This is a genomic window from Pseudomonas sp. 210_17 TE3656 (assembly GCF_054821965.1).
Map to the genome: position 1 here is coordinate 3,299,972 of NZ_JBTRBC010000001.1, position 21,842 is coordinate 3,321,813.

Below are 21,842 nucleotides of genomic sequence, written 5' to 3' on the forward strand. Positions count from 1 at the left end.
CCTCATACCTAAGAGTTGAATGAGTTTTATATGAGCAAGCAAGAAATGATTAAAGGCGAAGAGCTGGTCAAGGTAGCCGTTGCTGCCCTGGAAGACGTCAAGGCCCAGGACGTTCTGGTCATCGACGTTCGCGACAAGCAGAGCATCACCGACTACATGATCATCGCCACCGGTACCTCGAACCGTCAGATCGGCGCGATGCTGGACAAGGTCCGCGAAATGGTCAAAGCCCAGGGCGTGCGCCCGTTGGGTGAAGAAGGCAAGGGCGACAGCGACTGGGTTCTGCTGGACCTGGACGACGTTATCGTGCACATGATGACCGCCGCTGCCCGCCAGTTCTACGACCTGGAGCGTCTGTGGAAAGGTGCCGAGCAAAGCCGTGCGGCCGATGGCAAGCACCACAGCCCGGAAAACACCCACGAGTTCTTCGCCAAGCTCAACAAAGACCAGGAATAAGGAAGCGTCGTGCGTCTGCGTTTGATCGCGGTCGGCTCGCGCATGCCCAAGTGGGTCGAGGACGGCTGGCATGAATATGCCAAGCGCCTGCCCTCGGAGCTGTCGCTTGAGCTGGTGGAAATACCGCTCAACACCCGGTGCAAGAATGCCGATGTCGCCCGCCTGATCCGTCAGGAGGGTGAGGCCATGCTCGCCAAGGTCCAGCCAGGGGAACGGATTGTCACCCTGGAGGTCCATGGCAAGCCCTGGAGCACCGAGCAACTGGCGGTCGAGCTGGACCGCTGGCGCCTGGACTCGCGTACCGTGAACTTTATGGTCGGTGGCCCGGAAGGGCTGGCGCCGGAAGTCTGCGCGCGGGCCGAGCAGCGCTGGTCGCTGTCGCCGCTGACCCTGCCGCACCCATTGGTAAGGATACTGATCGGCGAACAGCTGTACCGCGCCTGGACCGTGTTGTCCGGGCATCCTTACCATAAATGAACCTGTAAGCCTTTCAATGACGCAGCCGATTCGCCTCAAGGATCACGAGAAAGACGCCCGTATGGTGCGCAGTCGCGTCGTGGTCGGTGCCGTGGCGATCGTCCTGCTGATCTGCGTGCTGATCGCGCGCCTGTATTACCTGCAGGTGATCCAGTACGACTATCACTCGACGCTGTCGGAAAACAACCGGGTGCATGTGCAGCCGATTCCGCCGACCCGCGGGCTGATTTTTGACCGTAATGGCGTGATCATCGCCGATAACCGGCCAAGCTTCAGTCTGAGCATGACCCGTGAGCGCTCCGGCGACTGGCAGCAGGTGCTCGATGTGATCGTCGAAGTGCTGGAGCTGACCCCGGACGACCGTACGCTGTTCGAAAAGCGCATGCGCCAGGGGCGTCGGCCGTTCGAGCCGGTGCCGATCCTGTTCGAGCTGACCGAGGAGCAGATTGCCCGGATTGCGGTCAATCAGTTCCGCCTGCCCGGTGTCGAGGTGGTTGCCCAGCTGGTCCGGCATTACCCGCAGGGTGCGCATTTCGCTCACTCGGTCGGCTATGTCGGGCGGATCAACGAGAAAGAGCTCAAGACCCTCGATCCGGTCAACTACAGCGGTACCCACCATATCGGCAAGACCGGTATCGAGCGCTTCTACGAGCCTGAGCTGCATGGCCAGGTTGGCTACGAAGAGGTCGAGACCAACGCCCGGGGCCGGGTACTGCGGGTACTCAAGCGCACCGACCCGATCCCAGGCAAGGACATTGTCCTGAGCCTCGACATCAAGTTGCAGGAAGCTGCCGAGGCCGCGCTGGGCGGGCGTCGTGGGGCCGTCGTCGCGCTCGATCCGAACACCGGTGAAGTGTTGGCGATGGTCAGCCAGCCAAGCTTCGACCCCAACCCGTTCGTCACCGGCATCAGCTTCAAGGCCTATGCCGACCTGCGCGATTCGATCGACCGGCCGCTGTTCAACCGGGTGCTGCGGGGCTTGTACCCGCCGGGTTCGACCATCAAACCGGCAGTGGCCATCGCCGGCCTCGACAGTGGTGTGGTCACGGCCAGCAGCCGGGTGTTCGACCCGGGCTACTATCAGTTGCCCAACTATGACCACAAGTACCGCAACTGGAACCGCAGCGGTGACGGCTGGGTCGACCTCGACCTGGCGATCATGCGTTCCAACGACACCTACTTCTACGATCTGGCGCACAAGATGGGCATCGACCGCCTGTCCAGCTACATGAACAAGTTCGGCCTCGGACAGAAAGTCTCCCTCGACATGTTCGAGGAGTCCGCCGGCTTGATGCCGACCCGCGAATGGAAGCGCGCTACCCGCCGCCAGGCCTGGTTCCCGGGTGAAACCCTGATTCTCGGTATCGGCCAGGGCTACATGCAGACCACGCCGCTGCAGATGGCCCAGGCGATCGCGCTGATCGCCAGCAAGGGCAAGTGGAACCGTCCGCACCTGGCCAAGACCATCGAAGGCCAGCCGCCGGTGGACGAGAATCCGATGGAAGACATCGTCCTGCGCGACAAGTCCGACTGGGCCAAGGTCACCCATGGCATGGAGCAGGTGATGCACAACGCCCGTGGTACCGCCCGCGCCGCCGCCGCCGGTGCCCAGTACCGCATTGCCGGCAAGAGTGGTACCGCCCAGGTGGTGGCAATCAAGCAGGGCGAGAAGTACGACCGCAACAAGGTTCAGGAGCGCCACCGTGACCACGCCTTGTTCGTCGGCTTTGCTCCGGCAGAGAACCCGAAGATCGTAGTCTCGGTCATGATCGAAAACGGCGAGGCGGGTGGCCGCGTCGCAGCGCCGGTGATGCGTCAGGTGATGGACGCCTGGTTGCTCGACGAGAATGGCCGACTCAAATCCGAGTTCGCTCCCGCCACCGTCGCTCAGGAATCGGCCCAGTGAAGAACAATTTCGATCGCATGCTTTCCAGTGAAGACGTGATGCGCCGCCGCGCCAGCTTCCTGCAGCGTATCCATATCGACGGCCCCTTGCTGATCCTGCTGCTGACCCTGGCGGCGGGCAGCCTGTTCGTCCTCTATTCGGCCAGTGGCAAGAACTGGGACCTGCTACTCAAACAGGCCAGCTCGTTCGGCATCGGTCTGGTGTCGATGTTCGTCATCGCCCAGCTGGAACCGCGGTTCATGGCGCGCTGGGTACCCTTGGCCTACGTCTGCGGGGTGATCCTGCTGGTGGTGGTGGATGTCATGGGCCACAACGCCATGGGCGCCACACGCTGGATCAACATTCCCGGGGTGATTCGCTTCCAACCCTCGGAATTCATGAAAATCATCATGCCGGCCACCATTGCCTGGTACCTGGCCAAGCGCTCCCTGCCGCCGCACCTCAAGCATGTGATGATCAGCCTGATCATGATTGGCGTGCCGTTCATCCTCATCGTGCGTCAGCCGGACCTCGGTACGGCGTTGCTGATCCTCGCTTCGGGTGCGTTCGTGCTGTTCATGGGTGGGCTGCGCTGGCGCTGGATCCTCAGTGTGCTCGCCGCCGCAGTACCAGTGGCTGTGGCCATGTGGTTTTTCGTCATGCACGACTACCAGAAGCAGCGGGTACTGACCTTCCTCGATCCGGAAAGCGACCCGTTGGGTACCGGCTGGAACATCATCCAGTCCAAGGCGGCCATCGGTTCCGGTGGTGTGTTTGGCAAAGGCTGGCTGCTCGGCACCCAGTCGCACCTGGACTTCCTGCCGGAAAGCCACACCGACTTCATCATTGCCGTGCTGGGCGAGGAGTTTGGTCTGGTTGGTATCTGTGCGCTGCTGCTGATCTACCTGTTGCTGATCGGCCGTGGCCTGGTGATTACCGCCCAGGCCCAGACGCTCTACGGCAAGCTGCTGGCCGGCAGCCTGACCATGACCTTTTTCGTTTATGTGTTCGTCAATATCGGTATGGTCAGCGGTTTGTTGCCCGTGGTGGGTGTGCCGCTGCCCTTCATTAGTTATGGCGGAACTTCGTTAGTGACGCTGCTGTCAGCGTTTGGAGTTTTAATGTCGATCCATACGCATCGCAAATGGATTGCGCAGGTTTGAATAAGGTGAAGAATTACATGCAAGTAATGCGTGGCTGGGCAGCTCGTTGTGCGCCCTGGGTGGGCCTGCTCGGCTTGCTCGGTGGTGGTCAGCAAGCGGTCGCAGGCGACTATGACGGCTCGCCTCAGGTAGCGGAGTTCGTCGCTGAGATGACCCGCGATTATGGCTTTGCCGACGAGCAGTTGATGGATGTGTTTCGCGACGTCAAGCGCAAGCAGTCGATCCTCGATGCGATTTCCCGGCCGGCCGAACGGGTAAAGCCCTGGAAGGATTACCGGCCGATGTTTCTCACTGACGCACGGGTCGCCCGTGGCGTGGATTTCTGGCGTCAGCACGAGGCGACCCTGGCCCGTGCCGAGCAGGAGTATGGCGTCCCGGCCCAGGTGATCGTGTCGATTATCGGCGTTGAAACCTTCTTTGGCCGCAATACCGGCAACTACCGGGTGATCGATGCGCTTTCGACCCTGGGCTTCGATTACCCGCCGCGGGCCGAGTTCTTCCGCAAGGAACTGCGCGAGTACCTCTTGCTGGCGCGTGAAGAACAGGTCGATCCGCTGACCCTCAAAGGTTCCTACGCCGGCGCCATGGGCCTGCCGCAATTCATGCCCAGCAGCTTTCGCGCCTACGCCGTGGACTTCGACGGTGACGGCCACATCAATATCTGGAACAACCCGGACGATGCCATCGGCAGCGTTGCCAGCTACTTCAAGCGTCATGGCTGGGTTGCCGGTGAGCCGGTGGTCAGCCGGGCCACGGCCAGCGGCGATCGCATCGATGAGGGCCTGACCCCCGGGATTGACGCGGTCAAGACGGTCGGGGAGTTGCGGGCACTGGGCTGGTCAAGTCATGATGCGCTGCGCGATGATCTGCCGGTCACCGCTTTCCGGCTTGAAGGCGACAACGGCCCCGAATACTGGCTGGGTCTGCAGAACTTCTACGCGATCACTCGCTACAACCGCAGCGTGATGTACGCGATGGCGGTACATCAGCTATCGGACCTGCTGGTTCAAGCACGGGGCGCCAAGTAATGCGCGTAATGTTTTCTGATACATCCCTCAAACTGATCGGCTGCGCGGCCCTGGGCCTGATGCTGGCCAGTTGCTCTTCCAGCAAACCGTCGACACAGCAAAGCACCAATGTAGTGCGGGCCAAGCCCGGTCTGGACATCAACCGTGCGCACAAGGACGGCGCGCCGTGGTGGGACGTCGATGTCTCGAAGATCCCGGATGCCACGCCGACCGTGCACACCGGCAACTACAAGGCCAACCCCTACACCGTATTGGGCAAGACCTACTTCCCGATCCAGGACTCGCGCAACTACCGCGCCGAGGGTACGGCGTCGTGGTACGGCACCAAGTTCCACGGTCAGAACACCGCCAACGGCGAGGTCTATGACCTTTATGGCATGAGCGCGGCGCACAAGACCCTGCCGCTGCCGGCCTACGTCAAGGTCACCAACCTGGACAACCATCGCAGCGTGATCCTGCGCGTCAACGACCGCGGCCCGTTCTATTCGGACCGCATCATCGACCTGTCCTATGCGGCGGCGAAGAAGCTCGGTTACGCCGAAACCGGTACCGCGCGCGTGCGTGTCGAGGGTATCGATCCGAAACAATGGTGGGCCCAGCGTGGCCAGCCGGCGCCGATGGTGCTGGATCAGCCGCAGGTTGCCCAGACCCAGGCATTTACGCCCAGCACCGGCGCCGTTGAGCAGTGGACGCCTCCGCCGCAGCAGCATGCCGCAGCGGTCGTGCCTGTGCAGGTCGCCAGTAACCAGGCCAGTAATGGTCTTTACTTGCAGGTCGGCGCTTTCGCCAACCCGGATGCCGCCGAACTGCTGCGTTCCAAGCTGAGCGGCATGGTCAGCGCGCCGGTCTTCATCAGCTCGATCGTGCGCAACCAGCAGACCCTGCACCGCGTACGCATGGGGCCGATCAACAGCCAGGGCGAAGCCCAGCAGATGCAGGACAGTGTGCGTCTGGCCAACCTTGGCCAGCCAAAAGTTGTGACGGCAGACTGATCGGGGGGACTGGTCGGTTTGTCATGCAAGCGGGCGGAACAGCCATGTACAATGGCGGTTTTGCTCGCAAGGCCCAGCGCCTGAAGACGTTTTGCCCATGTAGGGCATGAGCCCAATAGCCATTTCGAGAGACGGATGAACATAACCAGCTTTGCCAAACGCCTTTGCCTGCTTGTACCGCTGATGATCACCCCTGCCGCCTTTGCGGCAGAGCAGATGATGCCGTCGCCGCCGCAACTGGCAGCCAAGTCCTACGTGCTCATGGAAGCTTCCAGCGGTAATATCCTGGTCGAGAACAATGGTGACGAGCGTTTGCCGCCGGCCAGCCTGACCAAGCTGATGACCGCCTACATCGCGACCCTGGATATCCGTCGCGGGCAAATCGGCGAGAACGACCCGGTAACCGTCAGCGAAAACGCCTGGCGTACCGGTGGCTCGCGGATGTTCATCAAGGTCGGCACCCAGGTCAGCGTCAGCGACCTGCTGCACGGCATCATCATCCAGTCGGGCAACGACGCCAGTGTCGCCCTGGCCGAGCACATCGCCGGTAGCGAAGACGCCTTCGCCGACATGATGAACAAGACTGCCGCTGACCTGGGCATGACCAACAGCCACTTCATGAACCCGACCGGTCTGCCGAACCCCGAGCACTACTCGTCGGCTCACGACATGGCGGTACTGGCGCGTGCGATCATCCACGAAGACCCTGCTCACTATGCGATCTACTCGCAGAAAGAGTTCTTCTGGAACAACATCAAGCAGCCTAACCGCAACCTGCTGCTGTGGCGCGACAAGACTGTCGATGGCCTGAAAACCGGTCACACCGACGAAGCTGGCTACTGCATGGTGTCTTCGGCCGTGCGTGATGGCATGCGTCTGATCGCCGTGGTCTTCGGTACCAACAGCGAGCAGGCCCGTGCTGCCGAAACCCAGAAGCTGCTGACCTACGGTTTCCGCTTCTTCGAAACCCAGACCTTCTACCAGAAGGGCACTGAACTCGCCCAGGCGCAAGTCTGGAAGGGTGCTACCAACCAGGTCAAAGCCGGTCTGGCCCAAGACCTGAGCATGACTTTGCCTAAAGGCCAATTGAAGAAACTGGCTGCAAGCATGACCATGAACCCGCAACTGACCGCGCCAATCGCCAAAGGTGACGTGATCGGTAAAGTGGAAGTCAAACTGGATGACAACGTTGTACACAGCGCCGATCTGATCGCGCTGGACGCTGTTGAGGAAGCTGGTTTCTTCGGCCGGGTGTGGGATAGCATTCGTCTATTCTTCTACGGGCTGTTCAACTGATATCGTGACCAGCCACGCCCCCGCCAACTCACGCGGGGGCGTTGTTGTTGCCACGGCTTACGAGGCCGTTACTGCCATGACCGAAGCTGACAAATCGCACAAAATCGAATTCCCTTGCGCTGATTACCCGATCAAGGTAATCGGTGACACCGTGGTCAATTTCAAGGATACGGTGATCGAGATCCTCAAGAAGTACGCCGAAGTCGATCTCAAGACCCTGGCCGAACGCCAGAGTAAAGAAGGCAAGTACACCACCGTGCAACTGCACATCGTCGCTACCGGTGAAGACCAGCTGCACAATATCAACAGCGCCCTGCGCGCTACCGGTATTGTGAAAATGGTGCTCTGATGCCGGCAAGCCTCGGCTTTCGCGATCTGGGATTATTGCCTTACGAGCCGGTGCTCGAGGCCATGCGGCGGTTCACCGACCAGCGTGGCCCCGAAACCTGCGACGAGGTCTGGCTGGTGGAGCACCCTGCGGTGTTCACCCAGGGCCAGGCGGGCAAGGCCGAGCACCTGTTGGTGCCCGGCGATATTCCAGTAGTGCAGACCGACCGGGGCGGCCAGGTGACCTATCACGGTCCTGGCCAGTTGGTGGCTTACCTGTTGCTTGATGTGCGCCGGCTCGGGTTTGGCGTGCGTGATCTGGTCTCCCGGATCGAACGCTGCCTGATCGAGTTGCTGGCCAGTTATGGCGTCGAGGCGGCGGCCAAGGCCGATGCCCCGGGCGTTTACGTCGATGGAGCGAAGATCGCCTCCCTCGGCCTGCGGATCCGCAATGGCTGTTCTTTCCATGGCCTTGCCTTGAACGTGGATATGGACCTTGCGCCATTCCGCCGGATTAACCCCTGCGGGTATGCGGGGCTGGCCATGACCCAGCTGCGCGACCAGGCAGGCTCGATCGAACTCTCTGAGGTAAGGGCAAGGCTGCGCGGGCAGCTGGTCAAGCACCTCGACTATGCTGAGCAGACGACCCTTACGGGCGGAATCTTCTGAATATGACTACTGTTGTGCAAGAACCAGTGCAAAGCGTGACACCAGCGCCACGGCCCAAGGTCGAGGCGGGTGTCAAACTGCGTGGCGCGGAGAAAGTCGCGCGTATCCCGGTAAAGATCATCCCGACCGACGAGTTGCCGAAGAAACCAGACTGGATCCGCGTGCGTATCCCGGTTTCGCCGGAAGTCGACCGTATCAAGCAATTGCTGCGCAAACACAAGCTGCACAGCGTCTGCGAAGAGGCGTCCTGCCCGAACCTGGGTGAGTGCTTCTCCGGTGGTACTGCGACCTTCATGATCATGGGTGACATCTGCACCCGTCGCTGCCCGTTCTGCGACGTTGGTCACGGTCGTCCGAAGCCTCTGGATGTCGACGAGCCGAAGAACCTGGCTGTCGCCATTGCCGACCTGCGCCTGAAGTACGTGGTGATTACTTCGGTGGACCGCGACGACCTGCGTGATGGCGGTGCCCAGCACTTTGCCGACTGCATCCGCGAAATTCGCGCGTTGTCGCCGGGTGTCCAGCTGGAAACCCTGGTGCCGGACTACCGTGGACGGATGGACGTGGCTCTGGCGATCACCGCGGAGACCCCGCCGGACGTGTTCAACCACAACCTGGAAACCGTGCCACGCCTGTACAAGGCTGCGCGTCCAGGCTCCGACTACCAGTGGTCGCTGACCCTGCTGCAGAAGTTCAAGGAACTGGTGCCGCACGTACCGACCAAGTCCGGTTTGATGCTGGGCCTGGGCGAGACCGACGAAGAAGTGATCGAAGTGATGCACCGCATGCGCGAGCACAACATCGACATGCTGACCCTCGGCCAGTACCTGCAGCCATCGCGCAGCCACTTGCCGGTGCAGCGTTTCGTGCACCCGGATACCTTCGCCTGGTTCGCCGAAGAAGGTTACAAGATGGGCTTCAAGAACGTCGCTTCCGGTCCTCTGGTGCGTTCTTCGTACCATGCCGACCAGCAGGCGCATGAGGCCAAGATCAAGCTCTGATCCCGGCTGTGTTGAATGCCGATGCCCGCTTGCCGGCGGCATCGGCATTTTTGTTTGCGGGATTCTTTCCACCCGCCGTTTGACCGTCAACCGCTCTAGGGTTGATGCTCAAGTCCAAACAAGGAGTCGTCTGGATGAACCTTCCTATCGATCAGCAGCCAGCCCTGCAGTCAGGTAGTTCAATGCTGCCAAAGGCGCTGCCAGAGAATGGCCGTATCGCCATCATCGCACCGGCTGGACCGGCCCAACTCGATACGCTCAAGGCGATCCAGTGGTTCGAAGCGCGTGGCTATCAATGCCGGATCTACCCGGGGGTAACCGAGGTTCAAGGTTATCTGGCGGGTAGCGACGCGACGCGGCTGGCGGACCTGCATGCGGCGTTCGCCGCGGATGATGTGGATGCAATTATCTGCTTGCGCGGTGGATACGGCAGTATCCGCCTGCTTGAGGGGCTCGACTATGGCTTGTTGCGCAAACACCCCAAGCCGTTTGTTGGCTACAGCGATATCAGCGCATTGCACAGCGCGATCGCCCGGCATGCCGGTTTTGTGACCTTTCATGGGGCAATGCTCAAGTCCGAGTTGCTGGCGCACAAGCAGGCGCCTTCGGTGTCCTCACTTTTCGAACTGCTCAGCGGGCGTTTGAAGTGTGGTGACAGGTTGGAGCATCCACAGAGTCATCCTTTAAGTACGATCGTCTCTGGCGCTGCCTCAGGGCGATTGATGGGCGGTAATCTGGCGATGCTGTGTGCAACCTTGTGTACGCCGGCAGAACTCGAGTGCCGGGATGGCATTCTGTTCATCGAGGATGTCAATGAGCCGCTGTACCGCATCGACCGTCTGTTGACCCAGCTGCGCCTGGCCGGCAAGTTCGAAGGGTTGCGTGGTGTACTGGTCGGGGACTTTGCCGGGCTGACACTGCAGGCGCTGACGCCGTTGTTGCGGGAGATGTTCGAACCGCTGCAGATACCGGTGCTGGCCGGTTGGCGCAGTGGCCACTGCGATCCCAATATCACCTTGCCGCTAGGGGCGCAGGTGTACCTGGACGCTGAGCGCAAGTGCTTGCGCCTGGAGCAGGATCTGTTTGTTTGAACACTAATCGCGGGGCAAGCCCGCTCCCACAGGTGGCGTGGGAGCGGGCTTGCCCCGCGATCATGGTTTAGCGCTGACGCAGGCTTTCCAGCAGTTTATGCGTCGGATAGCCATCAGCCGGCCAACCCAGTGCTTGCTGGGCATTGCGGATAGCTTTGCGAGTGTTGGCGCCGATAATGCCGTCGGCAGTCCCGGCGTCATAGTTTCTGGCGCTGAGCAGGGTCTGCAGCTCGACGCGCTCACTACGGCTCAACGGTAGATCGTCTTTTGGCCAAGGGCCGGCGATGTAGCCCGAGCCATCGAAACGCTGGCCGAGCAGGCTGACAGCCAGGGCATAAGAAGACGAGTTGTTGTACTTGAGGATCGCGCGGAAGTTATCCAGTACCAGGAACGCCGGGCCGCGATATCCCGCAGGCAGCAGCAGGGCAGCGGAGAGTTGCTCGCTACCGGCCGGCAGGCGTACACCGGCTGGCAGTTTCAGGCCCAGTTGCATCCATTCGGATACGCTCTTGCGCTGGCTGCCATCGGCCAGCCAGTAATCGAAGCCGGGTGCCAGTTGTACCTCGAAGCCCCATGGCTCGCCGCGTTTCCAGCCGGAGCTTTGCAGGTAATGGGCAGTGGAGGCCAGGGCATCGGCGGAGCTGTTCCAGATATCCCGACGGCCGTCGCCGTCGAAGTCCACTGCATGGGTGTTGTAGGTGGTGGGGATGAACTGGGTCTGGCCCATGGCGCCCGCCCACGAGCCTTTCATGGCGTCGGGCTGGATATCGCCATTCTGCAGGATCTGCAGGGCAGCGATCAGTTGTGCCTGGGCGAAGGCCGGGCGGCGGCCTTCATAGGCCAGGGTTGCCAGGGAGCGGATCACTGACTTGTTGCCCTGGAACTGGCCGAAGTTGCTTTCCATGCCCCACACCGAGACCAGCACATTGCGGTCGACGCCGTAGCGCTGTTCGATCTGGCTCAAGAGCTCTGCGTGTTTTTCCAGCAGACCTTTGCCATTGCGTACGCGCAGGGGCGACAGGGCGCCGTCGAGGTACTCCCAGACGGGGCGCGCGAACTCTGGCTGGCTGCGGTCGGCCTTGATCACGTCCATGTCTGGCGTGACACCGAGGAAGGCGCGGTCAAATGTGCCGGGGTTGATACCCGCTTGCAAGGCTTGCTGACGGAAGCCTGCTTGCCATTGGGCAAAGCTTTGCAGCGGCTGGATTTCGGTGCTGGTGTCGACTACCGGGTTCGGCACGGTCACGACCGGGGCGGGCTGGGCAGGAGCCAGCGGCAGGGCATCGGCGGCGGTGGGTTTTTCCGCGCAGGCGACGAGCAGGATGAGGCTGGAGGCAGCAATCAGCTGGCGAGGTTGCCAGCGATGGGAAAGACAAAAGGGCATGCACAGGTCCAGGTATTTCAGGTCAGGTGACGACCATACCATGCCTGCCGGAATCTTGCTTTTATGCCGCCAAAAAGTAAGAAGCCTCCCAATCTCTCGATTGGAAGGCTTCGCGGCGGTAGCTGCCTTTGCCTTTGCCTGCGCGTTCCTGGCGGCTGCGGAACAGAGGTTGGGCGATGATGGATTTGGCCTTGTTGGGCCTGGGTTTTTTGCTCATGGCAGGGCTCCTGTTGGGTTGCTGGGCGCAATATAGGGGTGAAAGTATCGCGGGGCAAGCCAGCTCCCACAGATGACGCCTGTGGGAGCGGGCTTGCCCCGCGATTGCAGTCACTCAGCCGGCAATGGCAAACGTTGCCCAGCCATCAACAACGACAATCGCGCAAGGCTTGTCCAGGGCGAACCCTGTGCCTGCCCCTTGATCTGCGCATCAATGCGCTGGGCGTCCTGCAACAACTGGCTCCAGCGCTGCGCCGAGTGGCGTTGCAGGGCTTTGCTCATCAGTGGCTTGCGCTTGTCCCAGACCGGTGGCCGGGCCTGGCTGAAGGCCTTGTCCAGCGGTACGCCCTGGCTGTACTGCTGGGCAAGCCCGGCCAGCACACGTAATTCCCGGGCCAGGGCCCAGAGAATCACTGGCGGTTCGACCCCTTCACCGCGCAAACCTTCGAGCATGCGCAGGGCATGAGCTGCCTCGCCGTTGAGAATTGCGTCGACCAGGCCGAAGACATCAAAGCGGGCGCTGTCAGCCACCGCCGCTTGCACCGTCTCGACGGTGATCTGATTGCCTTCGGCCAGCAGCTTGAGCTTTTCGATTTCCTGGGCTGCGGCGAGCAGGTTGCCTTCGACCCGGGCGGCAATCAGGTCTACCGCATCGCGCTGGGCGGACAGCCCGGCCTGGGACAGACGCTGGTTGATCCACTGTGGCAGTTGCTGGGTGTCGACTGGCCAGATCTGGATGAACTGGACCTGCTGGCCTTCGATCAGCGCCTTGCCCCATTTGGTCTTCTGCGCACTGCCGTCGAGCTTGGGCAGGCTGATCAGCAGCAGGGTGTCTTCGGCTGGTCGTGAGCAGTATTCGATCAGTGCCGCAGCGCCCTTGTCGCCAGGCTTGCCGGAAGGCAGGCGCAGCTCCAGCAGGCGCCGTTGGGCGAACAGTGACAGGCTGGCACCGGCCTGGAGCAGGGTGCCCCAGTCGAAGTTGGCGTCAGCGCTGAACACCTGGCGTTCATCGAAACCTTGCTGGCGCGCGGCAGCACGCACCGCATCGGCGGCTTCCTGGCAGAGCAACGGATCATCGCCACTGATCACGTAGACCGGTGCGAGGCTGCCTTGCAGGTGTTTGTTGAGCTGGGCGGGGGCGAGTTTCATGATCGCAGGCGGGGCACCGAAGTGCCCCGTTCAGGCTCAGTTGATCGGCAGTTGCAGGGGCGACTGCTGAGGTGTCTCGTCCTGGGCGCGACGGGCGGCTTCCACGGCGTCGGCCTGGGCCTTGGCACGTGCGTCAGCGTCCTGCTGCAGCTGGTCGAGCTGGCTCGGCGTCAGCAGTTGCAGGCGTACCAGCATGTTCTGCACCAGCTCGCGGCGCATTTCCTGGCGGGTCTGGGTCGCTTCTTGCTGGGAACCGGTGATGTTGTTGCCGTCGTGCAGGTAGATCTTGCGCACTTCCAGCTTGTCATTGAGCAGGTTGGTATTGTTGTGGCCATCGATGCTGTAGCTCAGTACGGTACTCAGCTCATACTCGGCCGAACGACCCGAACCACCGGAATAGGTAGCGGCGCGCTGGGTTTCCGCTTCGTTGGTCAGGACCAGCTTGTATGGCGCGCCAGCGTGTACGTTGACGCCACTGCTTGTCAGGGCCTGACGCAGCTGGTTCACGGTTTCGCCATAGGCGTTGCGTGCACTCAGGTCCAGTTCCGTGATGGTCAGCTCACTGGTGCCGGTACCACGCAGCTGGAAACCGCAGGCACTGAGCATCACGGCCAGGCCCATTACCAGCAGATTGCGTTTGATCATCTTGTTGCTCCCTTGTGGGCCGATTCTGTGTACCGGCCCGCCATGCTTGCGGGCCGGTAGTCCTGTCAGTTGGCGACGATGTTGACCAGTTTGCCCGGTACCACGATGACCTTGCGGATGCTCAGGCCTTCGGTGAAACGCAGCACGTTTTCGTTGCTGCGCGCAGCCGCTTCGACGTCTTCGCGGCTGGCGCCGGCCGGCATTTCGATCTGGCCGCGCAGCTTGCCGTTAACCTGGATGACCAGAACGATGCTGTCCTGCACCAGGGCGCTTTCATCCAGCGCCGGCCAGCCAGCATCGATCACCGCACCCTGGTGACCCAGGCGGTGCCACAGTTCGTGGCTGATGTGCGGCGTGATCGGGGCCAGCAGCAAGGCGACGGTTTCCAGGCCTTCGTGCAGCAGGGCACGGTCCTGTTCGCTGGCTTGCGGGGCTTTTTCCAGCACGTTCATCAGGGTCATCACCTGGGCGATGGCGGTGTTGAACTTGTGGAACTGGCCGACGTCGGTGCTGGCCTGTTTGATTGCTGCGTGAATGGCGCGGCGGACCACTTTCTGGCCATCGTCCAGGGCTGCAACGTCCAGCTTGCCCGGCAAGCCCAGAGCGATATGGGACTGGGCCAGACGCCAGACGCGACGCAGAAAACGGTTGGCACCTTCGACGCCGGAGTCGGACCACTCCAGGCTCATGTCGGGCGGCGAGGCGAACATCATGAACAGGCGGCAGGTGTCGGCACCGTAGGCTTCGATCATTGCCTGCGGGTCAACGCCGTTGTTCTTGGACTTGGACATCTTCTCGGTGCCACCGATCTCGACCGGCAAACCGTCGGTTTTCAGCGTGGCGCCGATGATCTTGGCCTTGGCGTCACGTTCGACTTCGACGTCGGCCGGGTTGAACCAGTCCTTGCCGCCGTTGCTGGCAACCCGGTAGTAGGTTTCGGCAACGACCATGCCCTGGGTCAGCAGGTTCTTGAACGGCTCGTTGGAGCTGACCAGGCCTTCGTCACGCATCAGCTTGTGGAAGAAGCGTGCATAGAGCAGGTGCAGGATGGCGTGTTCGATACCACCGATGTACTGGTCTACCGGCAGCCAGTGGTTGGCCGCTTTCGGGTCGACCAGGCCACCCTCGTAGTTTGGCGAGGCGTAACGGGCGAAATACCAGGACGACTCGACGAAGGTGTCCATGGTGTCGGTTTCGCGCTTGGCCGCAGTGCCGCATTTCGGGCAGGTGCACTCGTAGAATTCAGGCATGCGTGCCAGTGGCGAACCTGCGCCATCCGGTACCACGTCTTCAGGCAGCTTAACCGGCAACTGGTCTTCCGGTACCGGCACATCGCCACAGGCTGGGCAATGGATGATCGGGATCGGGCAGCCCCAGTAGCGCTGGCGGCTGATGCCCCAGTCACGCAGACGGAACTGGGTACGCGATTTGCCCAGTTCTTTCTTGATCAGGGCCACTTCGATGGCATCGAACGCGCCCTGGAAGTCCAGGCCGTCGAATTCGCCGGAGTTGATCAGCTGGCCGTACTCACCGCAGGCGGCATCCCACTCGGCGGCGACTTCGTCGCCCAGGCTGGTGCGCACCACGGCCTTGAACGGCAGGTTGTACTTTTTGGCGAACTCGAAATCGCGCTCGTCGTGGGCCGGAACGGCCATTACCGCGCCGTCGCCGTAGTGCATCAGTACATAGTTGGCGACCCATACCGGCAGTTTTTCACCGGTCAGCGGGTGCTCGACGAACAGCGAGGTGGCCAGGCCTTTTTTCTCCTGGGTGGCGACGTCGGCTTCGGCGACGCTGCCGCTCTTGCATTCATCGATGAACGCTTGCAGCTCGGGGTTGCCCTGGGCGGCCTGGGTGGCCAGCGGGTGCTCGGCGGCAACGGCCACGTAGGTGGCGCCCATCAGGGTGTCCGGACGGGTGGTGAAGACCTTCAGTGCCCCGGCGTGGCCGATGCTGGCCTGATCGAAGGGGAACTGCACTTCCATGCCGCGGGACTTGCCGATCCAGTTGCGCTGCATGGTCTTGACCTGTTCAGGCCAGCCCGGCAGCTCGTCGAGGCTTTCCAGCAGCTCGTCGGCATAGTCGGTGATCTTGAAGTAGTACATCGGGATTTCGCGCTTCTCGATCAGCGCGCCCGAACGCCAGCCACGGCCGTCGATGACCTGCTCGTTGGCCAGTACGGTCTGGTCGGCCGGGTCCCAGTTCACGGTACCGTTTTTGCGGTAGATCACGCCTTTTTCGAACAGGCGGGTGAACAGCCACTGTTCCCAGCGGTAGTAATCCGGTTTGCAGGTGGTGACTTCACGCGACCAGTCGAAGGCCAGGCCCAGGCTCTTGAGCTGGGTCTTCATGTATTCGATGTTTTCGTAGGTCCATTTGGCCGGTGCGACGTTGTTTTTCATCGCGGCGTTTTCCGCCGGCATGCCGAAGGCATCCCAACCCATGGGTTGCAGGACGTTCTTGCCTTGCATGCGCTGGTAACGGGCGATCACGTCACCGATGGTGTAGTTGCGCACGTGGCCCATATGTAGCTTGCCGCTTGGGTACGGGAACATCGATAGGCAGTAGTACGACTCCTTGCCTGGCTGTTCACTGACTTCAAAAGACTTTTGCTCGTCCCAGTAGGACTGGGCGGCGGCTTCGATTTCGCGGGGCTGATAGAGTTCGTGCATGGCTACTTTGCGCTTAGAGATGGGAGACCTTATCCAGGCAGCGGGAAAACCGCTGCATCGGCAATCCGGTGTCAAAATGGTGAACGGCCTAGCATACATGACCCCTGTCCACCGAGGGAAACCCTGATTGCACCGCCAGAGGCGTTGCGGGCCGTTGGTCGCAGCGTCCGGCTGCTTTTTCGAGTAACGCTAAGCTCACTGTTGGGGGGAGATATTTTATCTTCAATGAGGTGAACGGATGGGAGAGTCGCAGCTACAAGCAACAAAACCGGAGCTTTACGAACGGCTGATCGATCGTCTGGGGCTTGCTCTGGAGGTCGCCAGAACTTCCGTTCGGTTACGCGATGAAGTGCCTGCTGAATTGGAGTTGCGTGGTCTGAGCCGCGCCGAATTCGATGTGATCAAAGCCTATCTGGACTCCCTTCCAGAGGGCAGGCATGGATGCGCTGGCGCACAGCTATCAGCGGAGCCGGCACCTACAGCCAGAGTTGTCTGGCTCAAGGACAAGACACGCTCCACTACCACGGCAAAATCCAGAAAGCTGCAATTCAAGTAGCTACCGGATTCCCAGGCGCAATACGGAGTGCGCCCCCCTTTGCAAACTCAAGATGATCGGCATCTGACTCCTGACTATTGTTGCCAGGTGCCGATCCTCTTAGGCTGCGCACCTCCATGGAGGTGACCTGTGCCTATTCGTTACTTGATCAAGCAAATGATCCTGCCGCCCGGCGTGTTGTTCCTGCTGTTGATCGCTGCCTGGTGGCTGCGTCGTTCCTGGCCGCGCCTGTCCGCCTTGTGTTTTGTCCTTGGCTTGGGTGGTTTGTGGGCGATGAGCCTGCCGATTGTCGTCGAGCGCTCGGCGCGTTTGCTGGAGTCCGAGCCGGCCTTGAGCCATGAACAATGGGCGCAGCTGGCCGCGCAGGCAGATGCCATTGTGGTGCTGGGGGCAGGGCGTGAACGCGGAGATCCGGCCTGGGATTACATTGATCAACCCACGGGTGTGGCGATGGAGCGCATGCGTTATGCCGCACAGCTGGCCAAGGCCTCTGGCTTGCCGTTGCTGACCAGCGGCGGTTTGCACTATGGCACCCCGCCCAGCGAGGCGCAGCTGATGGCCGATGCGTTGCAGCGTGATCTGGGGGTGAGTGTGCGCTGGAAGGAAGAGCACAGTCGGACCACCTGGGAGAATGCCCGGATGAGTGCGCAAATCCTCTTGCCTCAGGGCATCAAGCGTGTGGTTGTAGTGACCCAGGCCTGGCATATGCAGCGTTCGCGCTGGAGCTTCGAACAGGCGGGCTTTACCGTCATCCCGGCGCCAGTCAACTTTCTCGGCCGTGATCATGCCCGACCATTCGGTGGCTGGCTGCCGGAAGGCAAGGCCATGTGGCAGAGCGGCCAACTGCTCAATGAGGCAGTCGGCCTGCTCGGTTACCGCCTGTTCTACTAGACGGTCTTGGCGATCCGGCTGGCCAGCAAGGCCCAGCCAAACAGCAGCGTGCAGACAATCAGCAGTGGCCAGGAGCGCCACTGCAGGTATGGCGTGAGCTGCTGCATCGGCACCACTTCACCGTAGAGGATGCCGCGTTCGAACTGCGGGATCTGGGCGGTGATGCGCCCGAATGGATCAATCAGCCCGGTGACGCCATTGTTGGTGGCGCGAATCATCCAGCGACCGGCCTCCAGTGCGCGCATCTGGGCCATCTGCAAGTGCTGCAAGGGGCCGATCGAGGTGCCGAACCAGGTGTCGTTGCTGATGGTCAGGAGGATGTCGCTACGGGCCGCCAGGCTTGCAGCAAACTCCGGGTAGACCACTTCGTAGCAGATGTACGGGGCAATCTGATAGCCCTTGGCCTGTAGCAGTGCCTGGTCGGCGGGCCCGCGGGCAAAGTCCGACATCGGCAGGTCGAAGAAGGCAATCACGCCGCGGAGCATGTCCTGCAGTGGAACGTACTCACCAAAAGGCACCAGTTTCTGCTTGAGGTAGGTGCCATCGCCTTCACCGGTCACGGTGATGCCGTTGTAGTAACGACGTTGCTGGTGCACCACTTCGCGAACCGGCACACCGGTGATCAGCGCCGAATGCCGGTCGGCGGCGAAGCTGCCCATCATGTCCAGATAACCCTGGGCCTGTTCCTTGAGGATCGGCACAGCGGTTTCCGGCCAGACCAGCAGGTCGACCGGTTTGGAGCTGAAGCTCATGTCACGGTACAGGGCCAGCTGGGCGTTGACGTGTTCGGGGTTCCACTTCAGCTCCTGCTCGACATTGCCTTGCAGGGCGGCCACTGACAGCGGCTTGCCAGCAGGCTCGGTCCAGGCGTGGTTCTTCAGGGCCAGGCCCACGGCCCAGGGCGCCAGCAACAGGACGATGGCTGCGGCCAGGAAGGATTTGCGCGCCCGCAAACGAGGCAGGTTGCACAGCAGGGCGGCACACAAGGCCAGGCAGAAGGAAATCAGCCACATGCCACCGACCGGAGCCAGGCCGGACAGCGGGCCGTCGAGCTGGCTGTAGCCGGAATAAAGCCAAGGGAAACCAGTGAGGAACCAGCCGCGAAAGGCTTCCTGGCCGACCCACAGGGCGGCGAAGCACAGGGCGTCGGCCAGGGGCGCCTCGTTGCGGCGCAGCCAGCGCGCCCAGATCCAGGCAGGCAGGGCGAAGAACCAGGCAATGGCAGCAAAGAATGCCAGCAGCAGACCTGTGGCCAGTAATGGCGTAGCGCCGCCATAGGTGTTGATGCTGACGTAGATCCAGCTGGTACCGGCGGCGTACAGGCCGAAGCCAAAGCACCAGCCGCGGCCCAGGGCCTGGCGTGGGCTCAGCTCACGTAAACCGAGGTAGAACAGGCCGGCCGCGAGCAGTGCCAGCGGCCAGATGTCGAACGGCGCCAGGGCCAGGGTGGTGATTGCACCGGCCGCCACGGCCAGCAGGTTACCGGGCCAGCCGGGGCGGGTGATCCAGCGCATGGTTGTCCTTAACGGGTGATAGGGGTCAGTCGCAGCAAGTGTATCCGGCGGCTATCGGCATTGAGGATGCGGAAGCGGTACGGGCCGATTTCGGTGGTCTCGTTACGCTTGGGCAGGTGGCCGAAGGCGCTCATGACCAGACCGCCAACCGTGTCGAACTCGTCGTCGGAGAACTGGCTGTCGAAGAATTCGTTGAAGTTCTCGATCGGGGTCAGGGCCTTGATCAGGAAGTCGCCGCTGGGCAACGGCTTGATGTAGCTGTCTTCCTCGACGTCGTGTTCGTCTTCGATATCGCCGACGATCTGCTCAAGCACGTCTTCGATGGTCACCAGGCCAGCCACGCCGCCGTATTCGTCGATGACGATGGCCATGTGGTTATGGTTGGCGCGGAACTCGCGCAGCAGCACGTTCAGGCGCTTGGACTCGGGCACGAAGGTGGCCGGGCGCAGCAGGTCCTTGATGTTGAAGCTGTCGCCGTTCTCCTTGAGGATCAACGGCAGCAAGTCTTTGGCCAACAAGACGCCAAGGACGTCGTCATGGCTTTCGCCGACCACCGGGTAGCGCGAGTGCGCAGCGTCGATCACCGCTGGCAGGAACTCGCGTGGCGACTGTGTGGCCTTGATGCTGATCATCTGCGAGCGCGGCACCATGATGTCGCGTACTTGCAGGTCGGCGACCTGAATGGCGCCTTCGACGATGGTCAGCGCTTCGCTGTCGAGCAGCTTGTTCTGATGGGCTTCGCGCAGCAGCTCAAGCAGCTCCTGGCGGTTTTTCGGCTCATGGGCAAAAGCCTGGGTCAGTTTGCCCAGCCAGGACTTTTGCCCGTTGCTCGATCGATCTTCGCTCATGGCGGTTACTCGTGATCCTTGCAGATATCAGTGTGGGGTACGTCGTGTTCGTCGTCGGCGTATGGGTCCGGATGACCCAGTTCAGCCAGCAATTCTCGTTCCAGTGCTTCCATTTCCTCGGCCTCATCGTCGTCGATGTGGTCGTAGCCCAGCAGGTGCAGGCAGCCGTGGATCACCAGGTGTGCCCAGTGGGCCTCCAGCGCCTTGCCCTGTTCGACGGCCTCGCGCTCGACCACGGCGATGCAGATCACCAGGTCGCCGAGCAACGGGATGTCGAGCAGTTCGTCAGGCACATCCGCGGGGAAGGATAGGACGTTGGTGGCGTAGTCTTTGTGCCGCCAGGTGTGATTGAGCTCACGACCTTCGGCTTCGTCCACCAGGCGAATGGTCATTTCCGAATCAGCCGTGCGCTGGCGCAGGGCCAGCTCACACCAGCGGCGGAACTGTTCTTCACTTGGGTGCGGTGCATCGCTTGCCAGCTGCAGATCGAGCTCAAGCATCGCGTTTGCTGCCTTCGCTGATGTCATGTTGATGGCTCTCAAAGCGCTCGTACGCTTCGACAATGCGTTGCACCAACGGGTGGCGGACCACGTCTTTGGGCTGGAAGTGCGTGAAGCTGATGCCCGGCACGCCCTTGAGCACTTCGATGACATGCGCCAGGCCCGATTTGGTGCCACGAGGCAGGTCGACCTGGGTGATGTCACCGGTGATCACCGCAGTGGAGCCGAAACCGATACGGGTGAGGAACATTTTCATCTGTTCGACCGTGGTGTTCTGGCTCTCATCGAGGATGATGAAACTGTTGTTCAGGGTGCGGCCACGCATGTAGGCCAGCGGGGCGATCTCGATCACCTGGCGCTCGATCAGCTTGGCCACATGTTCGAAGCCGAGCATTTCATACAGGGCGTCGTACAGCGGGCGCAGGTACGGGTCGATCTTCTGGGCCAGGTCGCCGGGCAGGAAGCCGAGCTTTTCACCCGCTTCGACCGCCGGGCGTACCAGCAGGATGCGGCGTACCTGTTCACGTTCCAGCGCATCGACGGCGCAAGCCACGGCCAGGTAGGTCTTGCCGGTACCGGCCGGGCCGATGCCGAAGTTGATGTCGTTGCCGAGGATTTCCTTCACATAGCGCTGCTGGTTCAGTCCGCGCGGACGAATCATGCCCTTGCGCGTGCGCAGGGAAACACTGACTTCGTTGACGGCCGGGTTTTCCAGCTCCTGGACCGCAGATTCCTGCAGGAACAGGTGAACCATTTCCGGCGACAGCTCGGTGGCCTTGGTCTCGCGATAGAGACGGCGCAGCAGTTGCTCGGCGGAGGAGGTGTGTTTGGGTTCGCCGATCAATTCGAACTGATTGCCGCGGTTGCGGATTTCGATAGCCAGGCGCTGTTCGATCAAGCGCAAATGCTCGTCGAATTGCCCGCACAGATTGGCGAAGCGATGGGCCTCGAAGGGTTCGAGGATGAAGCGATGAGGTTCTATGGGTGCGTTCAAGGTTGTTTTTTAGCCGCCCAACGGCAATGGAGATGGACTCAAGGATAACCCTAGCCGCTGCAGGGCGAAAGCGCTGAAACGATCAAGG

At 61.5% G+C, this 21,842-nt stretch carries 22 protein-coding genes; 13 read left to right on the forward strand and 9 right to left on the reverse strand.

The window, feature by feature from the left end:
- Positions 1 to 30 precede the first annotated feature (30 nt).
- The 11 genes from rsfS to ACVI9W_RS15570 all read left to right on the forward strand — a co-directional run bounded on the left by rsfS (position 31) and on the right by ACVI9W_RS15570 (position 10,385).
- Positions 31 to 456: a ribosome silencing factor gene (rsfS, locus tag ACVI9W_RS15520; protein ID WP_038606533.1), complete on the forward strand. Its 426-nt coding sequence runs from the start codon at positions 31 to 33 to the stop codon at positions 454 to 456.
- A 9-nt stretch (positions 457 to 465) separates the two neighbouring features.
- The gene (rlmH, locus tag ACVI9W_RS15525) at positions 466 to 933 is read left to right on the forward strand and encodes a 23S rRNA (pseudouridine(1915)-N(3))-methyltransferase RlmH (RefSeq protein ID WP_461530448.1); all 468 of its coding nucleotides are present in this window, start codon (positions 466 to 468) and stop codon (positions 931 to 933) included.
- A gap of 16 nt (positions 934 to 949) precedes the next feature.
- Positions 950 to 2,839: a penicillin-binding protein 2 gene (gene mrdA, locus ACVI9W_RS15530; protein ID WP_038606544.1), complete on the forward strand. Its 1,890-nt coding sequence runs from the start codon at positions 950 to 952 to the stop codon at positions 2,837 to 2,839.
- A 38-nt stretch (positions 2,840 to 2,877) separates the two neighbouring features.
- Positions 2,878 to 3,981: a rod shape-determining protein RodA gene (gene rodA / locus ACVI9W_RS15535; RefSeq protein WP_051939583.1), complete on the forward strand. Its 1,104-nt coding sequence runs from the start codon at positions 2,878 to 2,880 to the stop codon at positions 3,979 to 3,981.
- 17 nt (positions 3,982 to 3,998) lie between these two features.
- Complete coding sequence (mltB, locus tag ACVI9W_RS15540) at positions 3,999 to 5,009, forward strand: lytic murein transglycosylase B (RefSeq protein WP_038606550.1); 1,011 nt, start codon at positions 3,999 to 4,001, stop codon at positions 5,007 to 5,009.
- Positions 5,009 to 6,001, forward strand: coding sequence for a septal ring lytic transglycosylase RlpA family protein (locus ACVI9W_RS15545; RefSeq protein WP_191831432.1), 993 nt, complete (start codon positions 5,009 to 5,011; stop codon positions 5,999 to 6,001). Before mltB ends, ACVI9W_RS15545 begins: the two co-directional genes overlap by 1 nt.
- Before the next feature lie 135 nt (positions 6,002 to 6,136).
- Positions 6,137 to 7,297 (forward strand): D-alanyl-D-alanine carboxypeptidase family protein, encoded by a 1,161-nt coding sequence (locus tag ACVI9W_RS15550; protein WP_157191036.1) that lies wholly within the window; start codon positions 6,137 to 6,139, stop codon positions 7,295 to 7,297.
- A 76-nt stretch (positions 7,298 to 7,373) separates the two neighbouring features.
- Positions 7,374 to 7,646: a DUF493 domain-containing protein gene (locus tag ACVI9W_RS15555; protein WP_038606559.1), complete on the forward strand. Its 273-nt coding sequence runs from the start codon at positions 7,374 to 7,376 to the stop codon at positions 7,644 to 7,646.
- Positions 7,646 to 8,293 (forward strand): lipoyl(octanoyl) transferase LipB, encoded by a 648-nt coding sequence (gene lipB / locus ACVI9W_RS15560; protein WP_038606561.1) that lies wholly within the window; start codon positions 7,646 to 7,648, stop codon positions 8,291 to 8,293. The genes ACVI9W_RS15555 and lipB overlap by 1 nt, the downstream gene beginning before the upstream one ends.
- Positions 8,294 to 8,295: 2 nt before the next feature.
- Positions 8,296 to 9,294 carry a lipoyl synthase gene (gene lipA / locus ACVI9W_RS15565; RefSeq protein ID WP_010222903.1) on the forward strand — a complete coding sequence of 333 codons (999 nt, stop codon included), beginning with the start codon at positions 8,296 to 8,298 and terminating at the stop codon, positions 9,292 to 9,294.
- Positions 9,295 to 9,428: 134 nt separating this feature from the next.
- Positions 9,429 to 10,385 (forward strand): S66 peptidase family protein, encoded by a 957-nt coding sequence (locus ACVI9W_RS15570; protein WP_461530449.1) that lies wholly within the window; start codon positions 9,429 to 9,431, stop codon positions 10,383 to 10,385.
- Positions 10,386 to 10,452: 67 nt separating this feature from the next.
- Here ACVI9W_RS15570 and ACVI9W_RS15575 read toward each other — a convergent pair whose 3' ends face one another.
- The 5 genes from ACVI9W_RS15575 to leuS form a co-directional block, all read right to left on the reverse strand.
- Positions 10,453 to 11,769 (reverse strand): lytic murein transglycosylase, encoded by a 1,317-nt coding sequence (locus ACVI9W_RS15575; RefSeq protein WP_461530450.1) that lies wholly within the window; start codon positions 11,767 to 11,769, stop codon positions 10,453 to 10,455.
- A gap of 61 nt (positions 11,770 to 11,830) precedes the next feature.
- Positions 11,831 to 11,986, reverse strand: coding sequence for an alternative ribosome rescue factor ArfA (arfA, locus tag ACVI9W_RS15580; protein WP_038606564.1), 156 nt, complete (start codon positions 11,984 to 11,986; stop codon positions 11,831 to 11,833).
- A gap of 110 nt (positions 11,987 to 12,096) precedes the next feature.
- Complete coding sequence (gene holA, locus ACVI9W_RS15585; RefSeq protein WP_461530451.1) at positions 12,097 to 13,134, reverse strand: DNA polymerase III subunit delta; 1,038 nt, start codon at positions 13,132 to 13,134, stop codon at positions 12,097 to 12,099.
- A 36-nt stretch (positions 13,135 to 13,170) separates the two neighbouring features.
- Positions 13,171 to 13,779, reverse strand: a complete 609-nt coding sequence (locus tag ACVI9W_RS15590) for an LPS-assembly lipoprotein LptE (protein ID WP_461530452.1) — start codon at positions 13,777 to 13,779, stop codon at positions 13,171 to 13,173.
- 65 nt (positions 13,780 to 13,844) lie between these two features.
- Entirely contained in the window at positions 13,845 to 16,451 is a 2,607-nt protein-coding gene (gene leuS, locus ACVI9W_RS15595; RefSeq protein WP_461530453.1) for a leucine--tRNA ligase, read from the reverse strand.
- A gap of 238 nt (positions 16,452 to 16,689) precedes the next feature.
- Here leuS and ACVI9W_RS15600 point away from each other — a divergent pair, with 238 nt between their 5' ends.
- Positions 16,690 to 17,007, forward strand: a complete 318-nt coding sequence (locus ACVI9W_RS15600) for a hypothetical protein (RefSeq protein WP_461530454.1) — start codon at positions 16,690 to 16,692, stop codon at positions 17,005 to 17,007.
- A 129-nt stretch (positions 17,008 to 17,136) separates the two neighbouring features.
- The gene (locus tag ACVI9W_RS15605; RefSeq protein ID WP_461530455.1) at positions 17,137 to 17,898 is read left to right on the forward strand and encodes a YdcF family protein; all 762 of its coding nucleotides are present in this window, start codon (positions 17,137 to 17,139) and stop codon (positions 17,896 to 17,898) included.
- Here ACVI9W_RS15605 and lnt read toward each other — a convergent pair.
- From lnt to ACVI9W_RS15625, 4 genes are read right to left on the reverse strand one after another with little or no spacing between them, the layout of a single operon-like run.
- Positions 17,895 to 19,412: an apolipoprotein N-acyltransferase gene (gene lnt, locus ACVI9W_RS15610; RefSeq protein ID WP_461530456.1), complete on the reverse strand. Its 1,518-nt coding sequence runs from the start codon at positions 19,410 to 19,412 to the stop codon at positions 17,895 to 17,897. The genes ACVI9W_RS15605 and lnt overlap by 4 nt on opposite strands.
- Positions 19,413 to 19,420: 8 nt before the next feature.
- Entirely contained in the window at positions 19,421 to 20,260 is an 840-nt protein-coding gene (locus ACVI9W_RS15615; protein WP_028944390.1) for an HlyC/CorC family transporter, read from the reverse strand.
- A 5-nt stretch (positions 20,261 to 20,265) separates the two neighbouring features.
- The gene (ybeY, locus tag ACVI9W_RS15620; RefSeq protein ID WP_461530457.1) at positions 20,266 to 20,760 is read right to left on the reverse strand and encodes an rRNA maturation RNase YbeY; all 495 of its coding nucleotides are present in this window, start codon (positions 20,758 to 20,760) and stop codon (positions 20,266 to 20,268) included.
- Positions 20,753 to 21,754 (reverse strand): PhoH family protein, encoded by a 1,002-nt coding sequence (locus ACVI9W_RS15625; protein WP_461530458.1) that lies wholly within the window; start codon positions 21,752 to 21,754, stop codon positions 20,753 to 20,755. The genes ybeY and ACVI9W_RS15625 overlap by 8 nt, the downstream gene beginning before the upstream one ends.
- Positions 21,755 to 21,842: the final 88 nt, after the last annotated feature.

Coding starts and splice junctions, on each gene's coding strand:
- ACVI9W_RS15615 (WP_028944390.1), bottom strand. CDS start 20,260: ATGAGCGAAGATCGATCGAGCAACGGGCAAAAGTCCTGGCTGGGCAAA.
- lipA (WP_010222903.1), top strand. CDS start 8,296: ATGACTACTGTTGTGCAAGAACCAGTGCAAAGCGTGACACCAGCGCCA.
- arfA (WP_038606564.1), bottom strand. CDS start 11,986: ATGAGCAAAAAACCCAGGCCCAACAAGGCCAAATCCATCATCGCCCAA.
- ACVI9W_RS15550 (WP_157191036.1), top strand. CDS start 6,137: ATGAACATAACCAGCTTTGCCAAACGCCTTTGCCTGCTTGTACCGCTG.
- mrdA (WP_038606544.1), top strand. CDS start 950: ATGACGCAGCCGATTCGCCTCAAGGATCACGAGAAAGACGCCCGTATG.
- holA (WP_461530451.1), bottom strand. CDS start 13,134: ATGAAACTCGCCCCCGCCCAGCTCAACAAACACCTGCAAGGCAGCCTC.
- lipB (WP_038606561.1), top strand. CDS start 7,646: ATGCCGGCAAGCCTCGGCTTTCGCGATCTGGGATTATTGCCTTACGAG.
- leuS (WP_461530453.1), bottom strand. CDS start 16,451: ATGCACGAACTCTATCAGCCCCGCGAAATCGAAGCCGCCGCCCAGTCC.
- ybeY (WP_461530457.1), bottom strand. CDS start 20,760: ATGCTTGAGCTCGATCTGCAGCTGGCAAGCGATGCACCGCACCCAAGT.
- ACVI9W_RS15545 (WP_191831432.1), top strand. CDS start 5,009: ATGCGCGTAATGTTTTCTGATACATCCCTCAAACTGATCGGCTGCGCG.
- ACVI9W_RS15575 (WP_461530450.1), bottom strand. CDS start 11,769: ATGCCCTTTTGTCTTTCCCATCGCTGGCAACCTCGCCAGCTGATTGCT.
- ACVI9W_RS15555 (WP_038606559.1), top strand. CDS start 7,374: ATGACCGAAGCTGACAAATCGCACAAAATCGAATTCCCTTGCGCTGAT.
- ACVI9W_RS15570 (WP_461530449.1), top strand. CDS start 9,429: ATGAACCTTCCTATCGATCAGCAGCCAGCCCTGCAGTCAGGTAGTTCA.
- mltB (WP_038606550.1), top strand. CDS start 3,999: ATGCAAGTAATGCGTGGCTGGGCAGCTCGTTGTGCGCCCTGGGTGGGC.
- rodA (WP_051939583.1), top strand. CDS start 2,878: ATGCGCCGCCGCGCCAGCTTCCTGCAGCGTATCCATATCGACGGCCCC.
- ACVI9W_RS15590 (WP_461530452.1), bottom strand. CDS start 13,779: ATGATCAAACGCAATCTGCTGGTAATGGGCCTGGCCGTGATGCTCAGT.
- ACVI9W_RS15600 (WP_461530454.1), top strand. CDS start 16,690: ATGGGAGAGTCGCAGCTACAAGCAACAAAACCGGAGCTTTACGAACGG.
- lnt (WP_461530456.1), bottom strand. CDS start 19,412: ATGCGCTGGATCACCCGCCCCGGCTGGCCCGGTAACCTGCTGGCCGTG.
- rsfS (WP_038606533.1), top strand. CDS start 31: ATGAGCAAGCAAGAAATGATTAAAGGCGAAGAGCTGGTCAAGGTAGCC.